This window comes from Pseudomonas saponiphila (genome assembly GCF_900105185.1).
Taxonomy (GTDB): domain Bacteria; phylum Pseudomonadota; class Gammaproteobacteria; order Pseudomonadales; family Pseudomonadaceae; genus Aquipseudomonas; species Aquipseudomonas saponiphila.
In genome coordinates, this window is sequence record NZ_FNTJ01000001.1 from 3976397 (window position 1) to 3993881 (window position 17485).

17 protein-coding genes are annotated in these 17485 nt (G+C 65.1%); 10 read left to right on the forward strand and 7 right to left on the reverse strand.

What is annotated here, in order from left to right:
• The first annotated feature begins 27 nt into the window (after nucleotides 1–27).
• Nucleotides 28–942 carry an aromatic amino acid exporter YddG gene (gene yddG, locus BLV47_RS18475; RefSeq protein WP_092315932.1) on the forward strand — a complete coding sequence of 305 codons (915 nt, stop codon included), beginning with the start codon at nucleotides 28–30 and terminating at the stop codon, nucleotides 940–942.
• A gap of 121 nt (nucleotides 943–1063) precedes the next feature.
• Nucleotides 1064–1642 (forward strand): DcrB/PsbP domain-containing protein, encoded by a 579-nt coding sequence (locus BLV47_RS18480; RefSeq protein WP_092315934.1) that lies wholly within the window; start codon nucleotides 1064–1066, stop codon nucleotides 1640–1642.
• 13 nt (nucleotides 1643–1655) lie between these two features.
• Here BLV47_RS18480 and BLV47_RS18485 read toward each other — a convergent pair whose 3' ends face one another.
• From BLV47_RS18485 to BLV47_RS18500, 4 genes are all read right to left on the reverse strand, one after another.
• The gene (locus BLV47_RS18485; RefSeq protein WP_092315936.1) at nucleotides 1656–2372 is read right to left on the reverse strand and encodes an alpha/beta hydrolase; all 717 of its coding nucleotides are present in this window, start codon (nucleotides 2370–2372) and stop codon (nucleotides 1656–1658) included.
• 71 nt (nucleotides 2373–2443) lie between these two features.
• Complete coding sequence (locus tag BLV47_RS18490; protein ID WP_425272177.1) at nucleotides 2444–2827, reverse strand: hypothetical protein; 384 nt, start codon at nucleotides 2825–2827, stop codon at nucleotides 2444–2446.
• 86 nt (nucleotides 2828–2913) lie between these two features.
• Entirely contained in the window at nucleotides 2914–4026 is a 1113-nt protein-coding gene (locus tag BLV47_RS18495; protein ID WP_092315940.1) for a succinylglutamate desuccinylase/aspartoacylase family protein, read from the reverse strand.
• A 117-nt stretch (nucleotides 4027–4143) separates the two neighbouring features.
• Nucleotides 4144–4923, reverse strand: a complete 780-nt coding sequence (locus BLV47_RS18500) for an ABC transporter substrate-binding protein (protein ID WP_092315942.1) — start codon at nucleotides 4921–4923, stop codon at nucleotides 4144–4146.
• A 169-nt stretch (nucleotides 4924–5092) separates the two neighbouring features.
• Between BLV47_RS18500 and BLV47_RS18505 the strand changes: the two genes are divergently transcribed.
• Entirely contained in the window at nucleotides 5093–6397 is a 1305-nt protein-coding gene (locus BLV47_RS18505; RefSeq protein ID WP_010793081.1) for an IS1380-like element ISPa33 family transposase, read from the forward strand.
• Between the two features lie 364 nt (nucleotides 6398–6761).
• On the opposite strand, the gene BLV47_RS18510 is transcribed toward BLV47_RS18505, so the two are convergent.
• Nucleotides 6762–7196, reverse strand: coding sequence for a rhodanese-like domain-containing protein (locus BLV47_RS18510; RefSeq protein ID WP_092315944.1), 435 nt, complete (start codon nucleotides 7194–7196; stop codon nucleotides 6762–6764).
• Between the two features lie 102 nt (nucleotides 7197–7298).
• On the opposite strand from BLV47_RS18510, the gene ftrA reads away from it, so the two are divergent.
• Nucleotides 7299–8267 carry a transcriptional regulator FtrA gene (gene ftrA / locus BLV47_RS18515; protein WP_092315946.1) on the forward strand — a complete coding sequence of 323 codons (969 nt, stop codon included), beginning with the start codon at nucleotides 7299–7301 and terminating at the stop codon, nucleotides 8265–8267.
• A 60-nt stretch (nucleotides 8268–8327) separates the two neighbouring features.
• On the opposite strand, the gene cobF is transcribed toward ftrA, so the two are convergent.
• Both cobF and BLV47_RS18525 read right to left on the reverse strand, forming a co-directional pair.
• Complete coding sequence (cobF, locus tag BLV47_RS18520) at nucleotides 8328–9089, reverse strand: precorrin-6A synthase (deacetylating) (protein WP_092315948.1); 762 nt, start codon at nucleotides 9087–9089, stop codon at nucleotides 8328–8330.
• 119 nt (nucleotides 9090–9208) lie between these two features.
• On the reverse strand, nucleotides 9209–9781 hold the full coding sequence (locus tag BLV47_RS18525) for a histidine phosphatase family protein (protein ID WP_092315950.1): 573 nt from the start codon (nucleotides 9779–9781) through the stop codon (nucleotides 9209–9211).
• Between the two features lie 238 nt (nucleotides 9782–10019).
• Between BLV47_RS18525 and BLV47_RS18530 the strand changes: the two genes are divergently transcribed.
• From BLV47_RS18530 to BLV47_RS18555, 6 genes are all read left to right on the forward strand, one after another.
• Nucleotides 10020–11975 (forward strand): EAL domain-containing protein, encoded by a 1956-nt coding sequence (locus BLV47_RS18530; protein ID WP_167365672.1) that lies wholly within the window; start codon nucleotides 10020–10022, stop codon nucleotides 11973–11975.
• 312 nt (nucleotides 11976–12287) lie between these two features.
• Entirely contained in the window at nucleotides 12288–13142 is an 855-nt protein-coding gene (locus BLV47_RS18535; RefSeq protein WP_092315954.1) for a MurR/RpiR family transcriptional regulator, read from the forward strand.
• Nucleotides 13143–13144: 2 nt separating this feature from the next.
• A complete protein-coding gene (locus BLV47_RS18540) occupies nucleotides 13145–13789 on the forward strand; it encodes a cysteine hydrolase family protein (RefSeq protein WP_092315956.1) in 645 nt (214 codons plus the stop codon).
• Entirely contained in the window at nucleotides 13786–15141 is a 1356-nt protein-coding gene (locus BLV47_RS18545) for a glutamine synthetase family protein (RefSeq protein ID WP_092315958.1), read from the forward strand. Before BLV47_RS18540 ends, BLV47_RS18545 begins: the two co-directional genes overlap by 4 nt.
• Nucleotides 15125–15877, forward strand: a complete 753-nt coding sequence (locus tag BLV47_RS18550) for an N-formylglutamate amidohydrolase (RefSeq protein ID WP_092315960.1) — start codon at nucleotides 15125–15127, stop codon at nucleotides 15875–15877. The genes BLV47_RS18545 and BLV47_RS18550 overlap by 17 nt, the downstream gene beginning before the upstream one ends.
• 183 nt (nucleotides 15878–16060) lie before the next feature.
• A complete protein-coding gene (locus tag BLV47_RS18555; RefSeq protein WP_092315962.1) occupies nucleotides 16061–17410 on the forward strand; it encodes an APC family permease in 1350 nt (449 codons plus the stop codon).
• Nucleotides 17411–17485: the final 75 nt, after the last annotated feature.

The following is a 17485-nucleotide window of genomic DNA, read 5'->3' on the forward strand; positions in this document are numbered from 1 at the left end:
CCTCGCAACGCTCATCGGACGGCACTCATGACCCAAGCAACGACGTCCAGCAAAACGCTCTCGGCCCCGAGGTCCGCCGCCTCGGCAACCGCCATTGGGGTGATTGCCGTGTTCCTGTGGTCCTGCCTGGCCTTGCTCACCACCCTGACCTCGGGCATCCCGCCTTTCGAGTTGCTGGCTTTGAGCTTTGCCGTAGCCTTTGTGGCCAGCCTGCTCATTCTCGGGCTGCGAGGTGCTGCGGGCTTTCAAGGCTGGCGTCAGCCATGGAAGGTGTGGGCCACAGGCTTTCTGGGAATCTTTGGCTATCACGCACTGTATTTCTTCGCCCTCAAGGCCGCGCCCGCGGCCGAAGCCAGCCTGATCGCCTACCTCTGGCCGCTGCTGATCGTCTTGCTGGCCGCTGTCACGGGTGGCCAGCGACTGCGCCCGCGACAACTGCTGGGAGCGCTCCTGGGGCTTGCCGGCACGGCGTTCATCATGCAGCAACGCTCGCAGTCAGGCATGGCCAGCATGCCGGTCGCCGGCTATACGGCCGCCTTGCTCTGTGCCTTGGTCTGGTCGGGCTACTCGGTGATCAATCGACGCTTGAGCAAGGTTCCCAGCAGCAGCATCGGGGCAATCTGCGGCCTGGTAGCGATAGCCGGAGCGCTTTGTCACCTGGCGTTCGAAACCACGGTTCAGCCTGACTACGGGCAATGGCTGGCGATCATCGGCCTCGGTCTGGGCCCGGTCGGCCTGGCATTCTTTGCATGGGATCACGCGACCAAGCACGGCAACCTGGCAAGTCTCGGCGCTCTGTCCTATCTCGCCCCGCTGTTTTCCACCCTGTTGCTGATCGTCGCCGGTCAGACCAACGCCAAGCCGATCCTGCTGCTACCCGCGCTCCTCATCATCGCCGGGGCCGTGATTGCCACCTCGGGCCGGCGCACCGGTAGCGCCTGATGCGCGACACCAGAAACGGCTATCCGAAGCGCCACGACCAACGCGCCAAAAAACGTTCTGGAGCCGGCCGTAACGGGCATGGGATGATGCGCACCCTTGATCCCATGCCTGGAGATTGCGCATGTCATCCTTCGCTAGAAAAGCCCTGGTCCTGGTGTTCGCTGCGATGGCGGGCTTTGGTGCGCTGAACGCGCTCGCTGCCGGCAAGTCCACGGCCAAGCAGGCGACCGGGGAGAAAGTCTCGATGCTTGGCGGCAAGCTGACCTTCACCCTGCCCAAGGGCTTCACTGCCTCGGCCCTGCCGGCCGGCAGCGAGGCCGACGGCACCGCGGGCGCCAGCGGCACCCTGTATTCCAACGCCACCACCCGCACCGTGGTGATCGCCGCGCAGAACAGCATTCCCAATGCGGCCCAGGTCAAGGACAACGACAGCGTCTTTCTCGACGCCGCGGTCAGCAGCTTTCTCTCGCAACAGGCCGCCGCCCTGCCGGACTTCAGCAAACAGAGTGAAAAGAGCATGACCCTCAAGGGCCTGGGTGTGCGGCAGATCGACAGCACCGCGACCCAGGGCGGCGGCCAGACCCTGAACTCGACCCTGATCGCCGGTTCCGGCTCGCGCATGGCGGTGGTCCAGGTGATTTCCCGGGCCGCCGACAAGGCCGGCCATGCCGCACTGATGAAGCACATTCTCGGTCGGTAAAGCCCGCTTCGGCTTAGGGGTTGAGCCCCTGCAGCCAAGCCTTGAGGTCTTCGATCTCGGCCTCGCTGATGCTGTGCCCCAACCCCGGGTAGGCATGGAACTGCGGTTGCAGCGAGGCCCTGTGCAGCAAGCTATTGGCCTCCAGCGCATCGCTGTAGGGCAGGCGCCGATCTTCGGTGCCGTGGCCGATGAAGATGCCCAGGCGCTGCAGTTCCGGGCTGTTTTTCACCTGTGCCGCCAGCAGCGGCAAGATCTTCCCGCTCAAGGCGGCAATGCCGCGTACCGACTGCGGATGGCGCAGCCCCACCTCATAGGCCATGGCCGCGCCCTGGCTGAACCCCACCAGCACCACCTTGTCCGGCTGGGTGTGGTACTTGGCCAGCGCGGCGCGGACAAACTGCTCGATCAGCTCGGCGCTGCTGGCCAGTTCTTCGGTCACACCGTCATAGGCCCCCTGCCCCTTGCGCTGGAACCACTGATAACTGCCCTCTTCCAGGGTCTGCGGCGCCTGGGCCGAAAGGTAGGTGTAGGTCGCCGGCAGGCGCTCATGCAGGCCGAACAGGTCGGCCTCGTTGCTGCCGTAGCCATGCAGGAAGATCACCAGCGGCTGGTTGCGCGTGTCGCCCGGAGCCTGCTCCAGATAGCGCAGCGGCAGATCGTCGTGCAGCGTCGGCTCGGCGTGGACCAGGGGCGCGGCCAATGCGAGCAATAGCGTCAGATAGCGGATCATGTACGACTCCTTGTGCCTGAGGGATGGCAAGCAAATCAGTGTCGGAGCCTGGCATCACCGGGCCCGCAGGTTCATCTGTCGGGCAGCGCCAGGCCCCGCCAGGCCAAAGGCAGCAGCACCAGCACCGCCAGCCCGAACCCCACCTGAGACAGGTAGAAGGTTTCCAGCCACTGGCCGTGGGCCGCCACATAAAAGCTGTTGTGCACGACATCCAGCACGATGATCGCCAGGGTCAGCAGCAACCCCCAGCGCGGGCGCAGCCACAGCAGCAACGCCGCCAGCGGATCGAAAAAGCTCAGGGAACCCCAGAAGGCCCGGCTGGCCAGGGGCGTGTCGACGCCGTAGCCATAGTCCCAGAGCAACCCGTGGTCCACCGCGGCGCGCAGGTGATTGAAGGTGGCCGCCAACAGGCACAGGGTGAACAGCAGGCGGATAAACAGGGACACTCGGAACACGGACACCTCTGCTGTAGGAGCCGGCTTGCCGGCGAAAGGCGCGCTGGCGGATCGCCGACCAACGCAACGCAGCTGCTCCTGGCGGTTCAGTCGTTGATCAGCTTGCCGGCGCGAATCGCCTCGCGGCCGGCCACCTTGGCCAGCCAGATGCCCGGCTGGGTGTAGCGCCCGCGGTCCAGGGCAAAGAGCACGCCACTGGTGCCGGCGCGCACGGTACTGACGCTGTCGTTGAGCGGGTCGACCACTTCGAACAGGGCATCGCCGCGCTCCACCCAGTCGCCGGCCTCGCGCAGGAAGCTGACCACGCCGTGGTGCGGGGCAAACAGGTATTCGGTGCCTTCGAAGGGCATGCCCTCGCAGCACTGATCCGGCGCGGCAGGCCAGTCGCCGCTGATCAGTCCCTGTTCGGCGAGAAAGCCGAGGATGGCCTCGCAGTTGGCCCGGGCCTGCTCGACCCGGGTGTCGCCCATGCTGCCCAGCTCCAGGGTGGTGGCCAGGTTGGCCGGAGGAATCGCCGCCCGGGGAAAATCCTGGGCCAGGCGCAGCCAGGGCGCGGAACAGGACTCGTCGAAGGAGCTGCCGCCGGAATCTTCACAGAGCAGCGCCACCCCAGCCTTGAGCCGCGCCGCCAGGGACTGCCACTGCGGCCAGTGCTGGGGCAAGGCGTAGAGATGGATCGCTGCTTCGAAATCGCAGTGCAGATCCAGGGTGATATCGGCATCGCAGGCATGGCGCAGCAGCAAGCGCTGCAAGGCCTGCAGTTGCGAGGCCGGCGGCGGCAGTTCATCCAGCACCTGGACCATGGCGCGGCGGATCAAGGCGATATTGGCGGCGGCATCGCTGCCCAGCTGCTTGCCGATCAGGTCGCCCACCGGGCCGCTGAGTTCGACGAAGGCACGGTTGAAGTTCTTGCCGCTGCCCAGCTCGAAACGCCCCAGGTGGCTGCCCTGCACCTGCTGGTCCAGGCCGATGGGGTTGGCCACCGGCACCAGCTCGATCAGCCCTTGCAGACGGCCCTGCTGCTCCAGCTCGGCCAGACGCTGCTTGAGCTCCCAGGCGGTGCGCATGCCCGGCAATTCATCGGCGTGCAGGCTGGCCTGGATGTACACCTTGCGTGGGCCGCTGCCGAAGCGGAACACACTGAGCTGGCGCTGGGTGCCCAGGTGGCCCCAGGGCAGGGAATGGTCGATGCGTTGCATGCTGGCTCCGGGGTTGAAGAAAAAAGCGCGGTGCAGAATAAAACAGTGGCGCAGAAAAAAGGTGGCGACCGAGTTGCGGCCGCCACCTTTTTTTACCTCCTGTATCGAGCCGACGGCTTACTCGCCGTAGACGTCGAAATCGAAGTACTTGTCCTGCACTTGCTTGTACTTGCCGTTGGCGCGGATCTCGCCGATGGCGCTGTTGAATTTGTCCGCCAGCTCCTTGTCACCCTTGCGCACGGCAATGCCGGCACCGCCACCGAAGTACTTCGGATCGTTGTACTCGGGGCCGACGAAGGCGAAGCCCTTGCCGGCATCGGTTTTCAGGAAGCCATCGTTGAGGTTGACCGAGTCGGCCAACAGCGCGTCGATGCGGCCGGAAACCATGTCCAGGTTGGCTTCCTGCTGGGAGCCGTAGCGCACCAGGTCGATACCCGCCGGCACCAGCACTTCGGTGGCGAAGCGGTCGTGGGTACTGGCGCGCAGCACGCCGACCTTCTTGCCCTTGAGCTCGGTCAGCGGGTCCTTGATGGCGGTGCCGGCCTTCATCACGAAGCGCGCCGGGGTGTGGTAGTACTTGATGGTGAAATCGACGTTCTTCTTGCGGTCGTCGGTGATGGTCATGGACGACAGGATGGCGTCGATCTTCTTCACCTTCAGCGCCGGGATCAGGCCGTCGAACTCCTGCTCGACCCAGGTGCATTTGACTTTCATCTGCTCGCACAGGGCATCGCCCAGGTCGACATCGAAACCGGTGAGCTTGCCGTCGGGGGTCTTCATCGAGAACGGCGGGTAGCCGGCTTCGATACCGATACGGATCGGCTTGGCCTCGTCGGCCGAAGCGGTGAAGGAAAACAGCGACAGTGCCAGGGCACCAAACAGCGCAAACTTGTTCATTTATAACTCCAGGAGACGGAGACTTTTATTGGCTGGTTTCGATTAAGGGCAAATCGAAGTGGCCAGCAGTCTAGCCCGGATTTCTCATGACCGCATAAACAAAAACGGCTGAAAGCCTTATGATTCTTGTCGCCAAACAAAGCCCCATAAGTCTTCAGCCGCGCACAAAATGCTACCAGAAAAACTCCACTTTTCACCCCTCTCTCGCCGCCTCGTCGAGGCCTCTTTCACCGGTGGTCACATCACCTCGGATGCGGGCTTGTTGCTGCTGCGCGAGGTCGACCGGCAACATGGCTTGACCCGCCGCCTGGCCAAAATCGTTCCCGATCGGCGTGATCCTGGGCGTGTCCAGCATGGACTGCAGACACTGCTCGCCCAGCGTATCTATGCACTGGCCGCCGGCTACGAGGATCTCAACGATCATGACGGCCTGCGCCATGACTACGCGCTGCAGACTGCGGTCAACCGCCTGCAACCGCTGGCCGGCAAATCCACTCTGGGGCGCCTGGAACAGCAAGCCGATCGCGAAACGGTGGTGCAAGCCCATCGCCTGCTGTGGGAGCACTTCATCGCCCAGCATGACCAGGCGCCGGCTGAGATCGTGCTCGACTTCGATGCGACCGATGTGCCGGTGCATGGTGATCAGGAAGGGCGCTTCTTCCATGGCTATTACGACCATTACTGCTTCCTGCCGCTCTATGTGTTCTGTGGTCGCCATCTGCTGGTGAGCTATTTGCGCCCGAGCAACATCGATGGCGCCCGACACAGTTGGGCCATCCTGGCACTGCTGGTCAAGTTCATTCGCCGCTTCTGGCCAGAGACCCGCATCGTGTTCCGCGGTGACGGCGGTTTTTGCCGACATCGCATGCTCGACTGGTGTGACCGCAAGCAGGTGGATTATGTGGTGGGTCTGGCCCGCAACACCCGCCTGCAGCGGATGGCGGCGCCGGCCATGCAAGCTGTCGCCGAGGCCTACCAAGAAACCGGGCAGAAGATGTCCGGCGTGTATCGCTTCCTCTATCAGGCCGGTAGTTGGCGTAGGCGCCGCCTGGTCGTGTCGCGCCTGGAACATGGCGAGCAGGGTGCCAATCCACGCTTCATCGTCGTGTCCCGCTTTGCCGAGGATGCTGCCCAGCAGTACTACGAAGACTACTGCGGCCGTGGCGACATGGAGAATCGGATCAAGGACCAACAGTTGGATCTGTTCGCCGACCGCACCTCCAGCCCACGCTGGTGGACCAACCAGTGGCGGCTGATGCTGTCGGCCTTTGCCTATGTGCTGTTCGAACGGCTACGCGATCATCTCCAGGGCACCGCATTGGCGCGCATGAGCATCCATAACCTGCGCTTGAAACTGCTCAAGATCGGTGCGGTGATCATTCGCAACAGCCGGCGCATCCGCGTGCTGATCAGCGAGGCCTATCCGCATCAGGAACTCTTTGCGGGGCTGGTTGCCCGCCTCAAGCCGACCTGAACAGGCGGGCGCCCCCGGCCCGGCTCAATGGGGGAAAGGGGGCAGTGCGCCCCATACGCGGGAATTGAATAAAAAACGATCAATTTTTAGCGGTGGAAGGCAGGTTGTTGATACACCGAGGCTTCACCGGCCACGCCTGCCGGCCTCATGAGAAATCCGGGCTAGAGCGGCTCCGAAGCGGCAAATTGTGTTTATGCGACAAATACTTACAAAAAACCTGCGACTGTATCCCCGCATCTCTCCCCACGCCCCTGCTTGGTGCATGTGTGCCTGAAAAACCCGACGTTCGCCTCAAAACGGCCCATGTTTACCGACACATCCCCCCTGGCGACAGCCTGAGGCCGCCGCCAGCGGGGGGCGCCCTTCAGCAGGCGCAGGACAGATCCGCCCCCTCGCGGCATGGCTGCCCGCTGCTAAGCGGGAAGCCCTCAGCCAGCCAGCCGGTGATGCCGCCGATCATTTCCTTGACCGGGTATTCCAGGGCCGCCAGCTTGACCGCCGCCTTGTTCGCGCCATTGCAATGCGGGCCGGCGCAATACACCACGAACAGGGTGTCGCGCGGATAACCGGCCAGCTGTTCGGCGCAAAGCCCATGCCCGGGCAGATTGATCGCCCCGGGCACATGGCCACGGGCAAAGGCCTCGGGGCCACGCACATCCACCAGGACAAAATCCACTTCGCCAGTCTCCTGGCTGCGGTAGACGTCGGAACAGTCGGTTTCAAAGGTCAGGCGGTTGCAAAAATGCATCAGGGCAATGGCCGAAGGAGCGGCGGCAGTGCTACGGACCAGGCTGGTCATGGGCGTCTCCAGAAACTCGCGATTAAGGTGGGAGGACTTTATAGGCCCTGCCCCGCCGCGCTAAAGTGGCGCCCCGGACATCGACTGGTAACTTTCCGCCAAATGCACAATTCCCCCGGCCTGGTCGCGATCCTGGCTTACGACGGCCTTTGCACCTTCGAATTCGGCATTGCCGTGGAAATCTTCGGCCTGGCCCGGCCGGAGTTCGATTTTCCCTGGTATGAGCACTGCATCGTCGCCGTGGACCCGGGGCCGATGCGCGCTGCGGGCGGTATCCGGATACTGGCCGATGGCGGCCTGGAACTGCTGGAGCAGGCCCGGACCATCATCATTCCCGGCTGGCGCAACCGCGATCAGGCACCGCCGCCCAGGCTGCTGGAAGCCCTGCGCCGGGCCTACCATCGCGGCGCGCGGTTGCTGTCGATCTGCTCGGGGGTCTTCGCCCTGGCGGCCAGCGGCCTGCTCAACGGCCTGGGCGCCACCACCCACTGGCGCTACACCCAAGAGCTGGCCGAGCGCTTCCCGGACATCTCGGTGGATCCGGATGTGCTCTACGTCGATTCCGGGCAGTTGATCACGTCCGCAGGCAGCGCCGCCGGCATCGATGCCTGCCTGCACCTGGTGGCCCGGGACTTCGGCACCCAGGTGGCCAACAGCGTGGCCCGGCGCCTGGTGATGTCGCCCCAGCGTACCGGCGGTCAGGCCCAGTTCATTCCCGCGCCCGTCAGCCGCACCCCGCGCAGCGATCTGTCGCGGGTCATGCAATGGGCTCGGGAGCGCCTGCATGAGCCGCTGGCGGTGAGCGACCTGGCGGCCCGGGCCCTGATGAGCGAGCGAACCTTCCTGCGGCGTTTCAGCGACGCCACCGGCGCCTCGCCCAAGGCCTGGTTGCAGCATGAGCGAATGGCCCGGGCCCGGGAGCTGCTGGAAAGCGGCAGCGAAACCACAGAAAGCATCGCCCTGCGTTGCGGTTATCGTTCGGTGGAAAGTTTTCGCGTGGCCTTTCGCGGCCTGGTGGGCCTGCCGCCTTCGGCCTACCGCGAGCGCTTCGGCCGAAAACCCCTTGCGTAGGAGCCGGCTTGCCGGCGAACCACACGCCACTCATTCAGTGGCGTCCATTGCGAGCAGAGCCTAAGCCTGCGGCTTGCGCAGCAGGTAGGTGTCCATGATCCAGCCATGAGTCTGCCGCGCTTGGCGACGCACCTGCTGGATCTGCTCGGCGACCTCGTCAAGCCGCCCGGAAATGAGGATCTCGTCCGCGGTGCCCAGGTAGGCGCCCCAATAGATGTCCAGGTCCTGGTTGCGCAGCTGGCGATAGGAATCCTCGGCATCGAGCATCACCACCAGGCTGTCGGCATCGCTGGCCTGCCCCGCCGCCAGGCGCCGGCCGGTGGTGATTTCCACGGAGCGGCCGACGCGGTTCAGCGGCACTTTGTGCCGGGCGGCCAGGGCCTGGACGCTGGTGATGCCGGGGATCACCTGATAGTCGAACTGCGCCGCGCCGCTGGCGAGGATCTGCTCCAGGATGCGCAAGGTGCTGTCGTACAGCGCCGGATCGCCCCAGGTCAGGAAGGCGCCGGTTTCCCCATCGGCCAGTTCCTCGTTGATCAGGCGCTCGAAGACCTGCTGCTTGTCGCGGTTCAGCGCCTGCACGCTGGCCTGGTAGTCGACATCGCCACGTTCGCGCTCGGGGTTCTGTGCCTCGACGAAACGAAAGGGCCGCTCGGTGATGTAGCGTTCGCACAGTTCGCGGCGCAGGTCGATCAGCGAATCCTTGCTCGGCCCCTTGTCCATGAGAAACACCACATCGCAGCTGTTCAGCGCCTTGATCGCCTGAATCGTGATGTAGTCGGGGTTGCCGGCGCCGATGCCGATGACCTGTAGGGTTTTCATGGGTCTTGCTCTCGCTGTTTTGCCTGCCCGCCAGTATGCGGGGCTTTGGCCCGATGAGAATGCTTTCTCCAAGGCACTGCAGTGGCCGGCACGGCAGCCGCAACCGACGAGCGTCGCGGTTAACCGGGGGCCGGCGATTCAAGCAGGCGCAGGCGCCAGCGGCCGGCGTGGCTAAGGTCGAGCCGGGCCAGGGGCTCGATATCCAGCAGGTTGAAGCTCGCCAGGGGCGCCTGCAGCACCTGCAGCAACGCCGCACGCATGACAAAGGGATGGGTCACCGCCAGCCAGTGCCCGGGGCGCGTGGCCATGTCTTGCAGCCACTGCGCCACGCGCTGGCACAACTGGGCCACCGATTCACCCTGCGGCGGCGCCAGGTGCGGGTCCGCGAGCCAGGCCTGCAGCGCCTGGGGCTCGCGCGCCTGCAACTGCTTGATCGATAGCCCCTGCCAGAGGCCCAAGCCGCAGTCGCGCAAGGCTTCCTGCACTTGCGGCTCGGCACAGAACAGAGTGGCGGTCTGGCGAGTGCGCAACTCCGGACCGCAAAGCACCCGCAGCCCAGGCTTGAAGGCCGTCGCCCGGCTCAGGGCCTGGGCCTGCCAGTCCATTTCCAGGGCTTCGTCCAGGGGCAGCCGCGCCTGTTTCTGGGCGGCGGTGCGGGCATGGCAGATCAGGGTCAGGCGGGTGGCCGGCAATGGGGCGATCTCGACAAAGGGCAATCAGGGCTGAGGCGTTTTTTAGCACGAGCGCAGAGAGCATTCCCAGCAGGGAAAACCAGACAACTCTCGAAAAAATTCAAGAATAAACCCATCAAGAAACAGAAATGCCTTATAGGCCACCCCCGCAGCGGACTTTTATCCTCCTCCACCCCCTTCCCAATCTCGCCCCCCATCAGGCAGTTCGACAACCATGCACAGCGGTATGTGGGAGCCCATGTCTCTCAACCTTGCGGTCAACACATCGACGTTGCCGATCATCCTGCTGCAATACGTGGCCATGGTCGGGGTCTTCAGCACCCTGCTGATGCTGCGCGAAGACGCCCAGCGCCTGATCAAGTCGAAAAAGGTCCTGCTGGGGCTGATTCTCGGAACCAGCAACGTCACCCTGATCGCCCTGGCCTCGCAGTTCATGCAGACGCCGGTGAAGGTGTTCCCGAGCAACGACATGCTGTTTCTCGCCGGTTTGCTGGGTGGCTGGTGGGGCGGCCTGGCCTGCCTGGCGCTGGTGGCGCTGGCGCGTTTCTGGTTCGCCAGCAGCGAGCTGTTCGCCGAAGCCCTGTTCAGTTTCAGCCTGATGACCCTGGGCGGCGTGCTGCTGCACCGCTGGTTCGAATCGCGCCGCCTGTGGTCCCTGCAGTTCAAGGAAATGACCCTGGTGCTGCTGGTACGGGTCGGTGCCGCCATTGCCCCGGTGCCACTGGTCTACTGGATGGGCAGCATCGACTCGACCATCGCCGCACAGTTGCTGTCGTTGCGCTTCAGTTCGACCCTGTTCTCGCTGCCGCTGATCATCCTGATTCTCGCCATGCTGCGTCGCGAGGCAGGCTACCAGCAGGCCCAACAGCGCCTGCTGCAACAGGCGCTGACCGACCCGACCACGCAACTGCCCAATCGCCGGGCCTTGAGCATCTATCTGGAGCAACTGCTGCAACAGGGGGCGAAGATGCTCGGGCGGCACACGCTGGTCGTGGTCAAAGTCGGCAACCTCAAGGACCTGGTGGCCATTCACGGCCACGACTGGACCGATCAGTTGCTGGTCTGCCTGGCGCAGGAATTCCAGGACGGCGCCGCCCGGCATGTCCTGCTGAGCGCCACCGAACCCAGGCCATTCATGTTCTCGGACCTGAGCCTGGCACTGGCCCTGCCCGATTGCAGTATCCGCCAGGTCGAGGAGTCGGCCCTGCTGGCCACCCTGAGGACGACCCTGCAGGCCCGCTTGCCCAGCGACAGCGGCCTGCCTCCCACGCTGCAGTTCTGCGTGATCGACGCCTGCGCCGGCGGCAGCGCCAACATCACCTTGCGCAACATCAGCCTGGCCTTGCAGGACAGCCGCCAACCCGTGCGCTACCTGCATCAGTCGCTGATCGAACAGGCCCAGAGCAACGAACGCATCCGCCAGCAGTTGCTGGCATGGGTCCGCAGCAACGCCCCGCCGCTGCACTACCAGCCCAAGTTCTGCCTGAGCCGGGGCACGGTGATCGGCGCCGAAGCGTTGCTGCGGGCCCGGGACGAACAGGGCGCGGCCATTTCTCCGCTGCTGATTCTCGAGGTCATCCGCCACCACGACCTGCAGCACGCCTTCGAATGGTCGACCATCGAAGCGGTCATTCGTGACGCCCGGCGCTACATCGACGCCGGCTTGTCGGGGCCCCTGGCGGTGAACGTCTCAGCCTCGACCCTGAGCGATGCCAACTTTGCCGTGCTGCTGATACGGCGCCTCAAGGAGAGCGGCCTGCCCGGCCACCGCCTGACCCTGGAACTGACCGAAAACACCCTGCTGCAGGACACCCGCCAAGTGGCCCACAACATGCTCCTGCTCAAGGATCACGGCGTGACCCTGTCCCTGGACGACTTCGGCACCGGCTATTCGGCGCTGAGCATCCTGGCCAAATACCCCTTTGCGGAAGTGAAGATCGATCACTCGATGATTTCGCTGCTGCACTACGAACGGATGCGCACCGCCGTCTCCATCGCCCAGGAAAGCGCCCGCCTGTACCAGGCGACGCTGACCGCCGAAGGGGTCGAGACTCAGGAGCAGATCGATATTCTGCGCAGCATTGGCATTGGCTGTGCCCAGGGGTACTTCTTCTCGCCGGCGGTGCCTCTGGCGCAATTGATTGAACTGGGGATCGAGTGTGAGCGCGGGCAGGGTGAAAAGCCGGGGCAGTGATGGGGCTTTTCGATTTATGGATCAGGCCTATCCCCCTCCGTAGGAGCTGGCTTGCCAGCGAAGGCGTCCGCCCGGGCGATGCATGCCTCACGGCCCTCTTCGCCCTCTTCGCCCTCTTCGCCGGCAAGCCGGCTCCTACATATAGTGACTCGCCGTAAGGGCGAAACCCCATCCCCCTGCCCCCCAACCCCGCCCCATTTCAGGGCATTTTGCTATCAGACAATTTTTCACTAGACATGTAGCGTCCATTACATAAATATCAATTTCGCCTTTTCATGAAATAAAACCGACATCACCTTCCAAGGCACCCCGATGCCCTCTCTCAAAGACCTGATCACCGACTCGGCCCTCGACCTGACGCCCGCAGAGCGCAAGGTGGTGCGCGCGCTGCTCGACCACTACCCGCGCAACGGCCTGGGGCCGATGTCGCGTCTGGCGGAGCACGCAGGCGTCAGTGATCCGACCATAGTGCGGCTGGTGAAGAAGCTCGGTTTCAGCGGCTACGGCGAGTTCCAGGAAGCCCTGCTCAGCGACATGGACGACCGCCTGCGGTCCCCCAGCACCCTGCTCCGCCCCCGGGCGCAAGTGGCCCAGGGCGACACCTGGGGCCGCTACCTGGCGGACAGCCAGCGCGCCCTGCAGGACACCCAGGCCCTGACCCAGCCCGAAGACGTGCGCGTGCTCGTGAACTGGCTGCAGGACAGCCGCCACGCGCTGTACTGCTTCGGCGGACGCTTCAGCAGTTTCCTCGCCCACTACCTGCTCAACCACCTGCGCCTGATGCGTCCCGGCTGCCTGCTGCTGGAAGACAATGCGCAACTGCCGGACCGCCTGTTCGATATCCAGCGCCAGGACCTGGTGCTGCTGTTCGACTACCGCCGCTATCAGTCCCAGGCGCTGCGGGTGGCCAGCGCGGCCAAGGCACGCCATGCCCGGGTGGTGCTGTTCACCGACATTTATGCCTCGCCGCTGCGCGAGCTGGCGGACCTGATCATCAGCGCCCCGGTGGAATCCCTGTCGCCCTTCGACACCCTGGTGCCGGCGCTGGCCCAGGTCGAGGCGCTGATCGCCTGCCTGACCCCGCGCAGCGCCGATCTTGATCAACGCCTGGAGGGCATCGATGCCCTGCGGGCGCAATTCGATACCCATGTGCTGGAGGAGAAATAAGGATGTTCAGCCTGCCCCACCGTTCGCCCCGCGACCTGCCCTTCGTTGTCGATCACACCGCCCTGCTGCTGGTGGACATGCAACGCGCCTGGCTGGAGCCGCAGTTCGACCCGCACTTGCAGGAGCCCGAGGGCCAAGCCTTCCTGCAGCGCGCCCGGCAACAGGTGATTCCCAACCAGCAACGCCTGCTGGCCGCGGTGCGCGAAGCGCGGCAGAACGTGCTGCACACCCTGATCGAAAGCCTGACCGCCGACGGCCGCGACCGCTCCCTGGACCACAAGCTGTCGAACATGCACCTGCCCAAGGGCAGCCCCCAGGCGGCGATCATCGACGAGCTGGCACCGGTGGAAAACGAGATCGTGCTGCCCAAGACCTCCTCCGGGGTGTTCAACTCCACCAACATCGACTACGTGCTGCGCAACCTGGAAACCCGCCACCTGATCGTCGCCGGGATCGTCACCGACCAGTGCGTGGACATGGCGGTGCGCGACGCCGCCGATCGCGGCTACCTGGTGACCCTGGTGGAAGACGCCTGCGCCACCTACAGCGATGCCCGGCACCAGGCCTGCCTCAACGCGATCAAGGGCTACTGCTGGATCACCGACACTGACACCGTGCTCGGCCGCCTGCGGGAGATCCGCGGATGAGCCGCGGCCAGGGCATCGAGGCCCTGACGCCGGTGGCCATGACCAGCCTGGTCACCACCGACCTGATCGGCGTCACCCGCGGCCGCTCGTTCCCCAGCGACGAGCTGGAGCGCTACCGGCTCGGCGGCTGCGGCTGGGTGCCGGCCAACAGCGCCCTGACGCCCCAGGACCTGATCGCCGAGGACAACCCCTGGGGCGCCTACGGCGACCTGCGGCTGATTCCCGACCTGGACAGCCGGGTCAGCGTCGGACCCGGGCCGGATGCCACGGCGCCGCCCCTGGACTTCATCCATGCCGACATTTGCGAGACTGACGGCAGGCCCTGGGGCGCCTGCCCGCGCACCCTGCTGCGCAACGAAATAGAGCGCTACCGCGAGCTGGGCATCCAGGTCACCGCCGCCTTCGAACATGAATTCAACCTCGATACCGGCAGCGGCCAGCGCCAGCACCTGGCCTTCTCCCTGGAAGCCCAGCGCCAGGGCGCGGCCTTCGGTGGCTGGCTGCTGGCGGCGCTGCGGGCCGCCGGGGTCGAGCCGGAAATGTTCCTCCCCGAATACGGCAAGCAGCAATACGAGATCACCTGCCGCCCGACCCAGGGCCTGGCCGCCGCCGACCGCGCGGTGAACGTGCGCGAGATCACCCGGGAAATCGCCCGACAGCTCGGGCAGCGGGTCAGCTTCGCCCCCAAGACCGCCGCCGACGCGGTGTGCAACGGCGTGCACCTGCACCTGAGCCTGCAAGACCTGGACGGCCAACCGCTGCTCTACGATCCCCAGGCGGTGAGTGGCGACGACCTGTCGAGCCTGGGTCAGCACTGGGCCGCCGGGGTGCTCAAGCACCTGCCGGCGCTGTGCGCCTTTACCGCGCCTACGCCGCTGTCCTACGAGCGCCTGCAGCCCCATCACTGGAGCGCCTCCTACGCCTGCCTGGGCCTGCGCAACCGCGAAGCCTCGCTGCGCATCTGCCCCACCGTGGACATCGGCGGCAAGCCCCTGGCGCCGCAGTACAACCTGGAGTTCCGCGCCCTGGACGCCACCGCCTCGCCACACCTGGCCATGGCGGTGATCCTGATGGCCGGACGCCTGGGCATCGAACAGACGCTGCCGCTGAACGCGGTGACCGACAAGGTCCCCGATGAACTGAGCGCCGAACAACGCCTGGCCAGCGGCATCGTGCCCCTGCCGGGCAGCCTGCCCCAGGCCCTGGATTACCTGCGCAGCAACACGGAATTGCTGCAGGCTCTGCCGGAACCGCTGCTGAGCACCTATTTCGCCGTCAAACAAAAGGAAGTGTCCCTGACCGAGCACCTGACCGCTGCCGAACTCTGTGAGCACTATGGACACCTGTACTAAATCCGCCGAGCACGGTCTCTACACCGAGCCGGCCTACCACCTGCTGCGGGAAGACTCCGAGCATCCGCTGATCCTGGTGTGCGAGCACGCCAGCCACTACATTCCACCGGCCCTGCACGACCTGGGCCTGGACAAGGTGGCGGCTCGCGAGCACATCGCCTGGGACCCGGGCGCCCTGGAACTGGCCCAGAGCCTGTCCCAGGCCCTGGGCGCGACCCTGATCGCGGCCAACTATTCGCGCCTGCTGATCGACCTCAACCGGCCGCGCCACGCCCCCGACAGCATCCCGCTGCAGAGCGAGATCTATCAGGTGCCGGGCAACCAGCACCTCGACGAGGCGACCCGCGAATACCGCCGCCAGCAGCTGTTCACGCCGTTTCACCAGCGTCTGCAACGGATCATCGACCGGCGCCTGGCCGCCGGCCGCGAAGTGCGGGTGGTGGGGATCCACAGCTTCACACCCATCTACTACAGCCAGCCGCGCTCGTTGGAAGTCGGCGTGCTGTATGGCAACGCCACGGCCTACGCCGCGCGAATACTGGAAGGTTTGTGGACCCTGCCGATAAAGGTGGCGGGCAACCAGCCTTATGAAATCGACCCCTTGAGCGACATGACCGTGCCGGTGCACGGGGATGCCCGGGGTCTGGAATCGGTGCTGATCGAGGTGCGCAACGATCTGCTGCGCAGCCCCGAAGCCGTGCAGTGCTGGAGCGACCGCCTGGCACCGCTGCTGTAACCCGCAAAACCAGAGGATTGAACGCGACCCGGACGCTTTGCTGGACTGCAACGACAACAAGAAAACAAGCTGTGGTGTGTCTTTAACCCTGCCAGGTTCAAACACAGGCGGCGCCCGAGGTGTCCATGACGACCCTCGGTGCCGACTTCGTCCACCTACATTGGCTACAAGGAGAACCGCTTCATGGAGATTGAAGAATTCGGCTACAAACAGGAACTCAAGCGCGGGCTGAGCCTGCGTGACCTGGTGGTCTACGGGATGATTTTCATGATCCCCATCGCCCCGTTCGGGGTCTACGGCTACGTCAACCAGGAAGCCCCAGGGATGGTGCCCCTGGCCTACATCATCGGCATGGTGGCGATGGTCTTCACCGCCCTGAGCTACGGCGCCATGGCCCGCGCCTTCCCCATTGCCGGCTCGGTGTATTCCTACGCCCAGCGCGGCCTCAACCCGCATGTCGGCTTTCTCGCCGGCTGGCTGATGCTCCTGGACTACCTGCTGATCCCGCCGCTGCTCTACGTCTACGCCGCCATGGCGCTCAACCACCTGTACCCGGAAGTGCCCAAGGTCGGTTTCATCCTGGCGTTCCTGGTCAGCGCCACCTTCGTCAACCTGCGGGGCATCACCTTCACCGCGCGGATGAACATCCTGTTCCTGCTGGCGCAACTGGTGGTCCTGGGAATCTTCCTGTTCTACGCCTGGAACGCCCTGCACGGCGGCGCCGGCCACGGCCAGCTGACCCTGGCGCCGCTGTACAGCCCGGACAACTTCCACTTCGGCCTGCTGATGCAGGGCGTGTCCATCGCCGTGCTGTCGTTCCTCGGCTTCGACGCCATCTCCACGCTGGCCGAAGAGGTCAAGGGCGACCCCGGCCGCAGCGTCGGTCGCGCGGCGCTGATCACTCTGCTGGTGATGGGCGCGATCTTCGTGGTGCAGACCTGGATCGCCACCGACCTGGCCGCCGGCATGGGCTTCAAGTCCGCCGACACCGCCTTCTACGAGATCGCCGAACTGGCCGCCGGCAGCTGGCTGGCGACCCTCACCGGGGTGGCCACGGCGCTGGCCTGGGGCGTGGCGGTGGCCATTACTTCGCAGGCCGCGGTGTCGCGCCTGCTGTTCGGCATGGCCCGCGACGGCAAGTTGCCCAAGGTGCTGGCCAAGGTGCACCCGAAACACAACACCCCGCACATCAGCATCTACCTGGTGGCGGTGCTGTCGCTGCTGATCTGCTACCTGTTCATCAACTCGGTGGACACCCTGACCTCGCTGGTCAACTTCGGCGCCCTGAGCGGCTTCATGCTGCTGCACATCACCGTGATCAACTTCTACTGGCGCCGGCAGAAATCCGGCCAGGTGGTGCGCCACCTGATCTGCCCGGTGATCGGCTTCGTGATCGTCTGCGCCATCATGTACAACATGGGCGTGGACGCGCAGAAACTCGGCGCCATCTGGATCCTCGCCGGGCTGGTCTACCTGTTCCTGCTGAACAAGCTGGGCAGCGCCGCGGCCCTGCCCGATCCGCTCAAGCCATGAGCCTCCCCGCGCGGCGCCGGATGGCGTCGCGCCCCCGAGTGCGGCCGCCACAAGCCGCCCCGGGGACCGGCCGCC

Excerpts from the sequence above, each read along its gene's own strand:
- BLV47_RS18480 (WP_092315934.1), top strand. The coding sequence starts at position 1,064 with ATGTCATCCTTCGCTAGAAAAGCCCTGGTCCTGGTGTTCGCTGCGATG.
- BLV47_RS18555 (WP_092315962.1), top strand. The coding sequence starts at position 16,061 with ATGGAGATTGAAGAATTCGGCTACAAACAGGAACTCAAGCGCGGGCTG.
- yddG (WP_092315932.1), top strand. The coding sequence starts at position 28 with ATGACCCAAGCAACGACGTCCAGCAAAACGCTCTCGGCCCCGAGGTCC.
- BLV47_RS18530 (WP_167365672.1), top strand. The coding sequence starts at position 10,020 with ATGTCTCTCAACCTTGCGGTCAACACATCGACGTTGCCGATCATCCTG.
- BLV47_RS18495 (WP_092315940.1), bottom strand. The coding sequence starts at position 4,026 with ATGCAACGCATCGACCATTCCCTGCCCTGGGGCCACCTGGGCACCCAG.
- BLV47_RS18505 (WP_010793081.1), top strand. The coding sequence starts at position 5,093 with ATGCTACCAGAAAAACTCCACTTTTCACCCCTCTCTCGCCGCCTCGTC.
- cobF (WP_092315948.1), bottom strand. The coding sequence starts at position 9,089 with ATGAAAACCCTACAGGTCATCGGCATCGGCGCCGGCAACCCCGACTAC.
- BLV47_RS18550 (WP_092315960.1), top strand. The coding sequence starts at position 15,125 with ATGGACACCTGTACTAAATCCGCCGAGCACGGTCTCTACACCGAGCCG.
- BLV47_RS18500 (WP_092315942.1), bottom strand. The coding sequence starts at position 4,923 with ATGAACAAGTTTGCGCTGTTTGGTGCCCTGGCACTGTCGCTGTTTTCC.
- BLV47_RS18545 (WP_092315958.1), top strand. The coding sequence starts at position 13,786 with ATGAGCCGCGGCCAGGGCATCGAGGCCCTGACGCCGGTGGCCATGACC.
- BLV47_RS18510 (WP_092315944.1), bottom strand. The coding sequence starts at position 7,196 with ATGACCAGCCTGGTCCGTAGCACTGCCGCCGCTCCTTCGGCCATTGCC.
- BLV47_RS18540 (WP_092315956.1), top strand. The coding sequence starts at position 13,145 with ATGTTCAGCCTGCCCCACCGTTCGCCCCGCGACCTGCCCTTCGTTGTC.
- BLV47_RS18485 (WP_092315936.1), bottom strand. The coding sequence starts at position 2,372 with ATGATCCGCTATCTGACGCTATTGCTCGCATTGGCCGCGCCCCTGGTC.
- BLV47_RS18535 (WP_092315954.1), top strand. The coding sequence starts at position 12,288 with ATGCCCTCTCTCAAAGACCTGATCACCGACTCGGCCCTCGACCTGACG.
- ftrA (WP_092315946.1), top strand. The coding sequence starts at position 7,299 with ATGCACAATTCCCCCGGCCTGGTCGCGATCCTGGCTTACGACGGCCTT.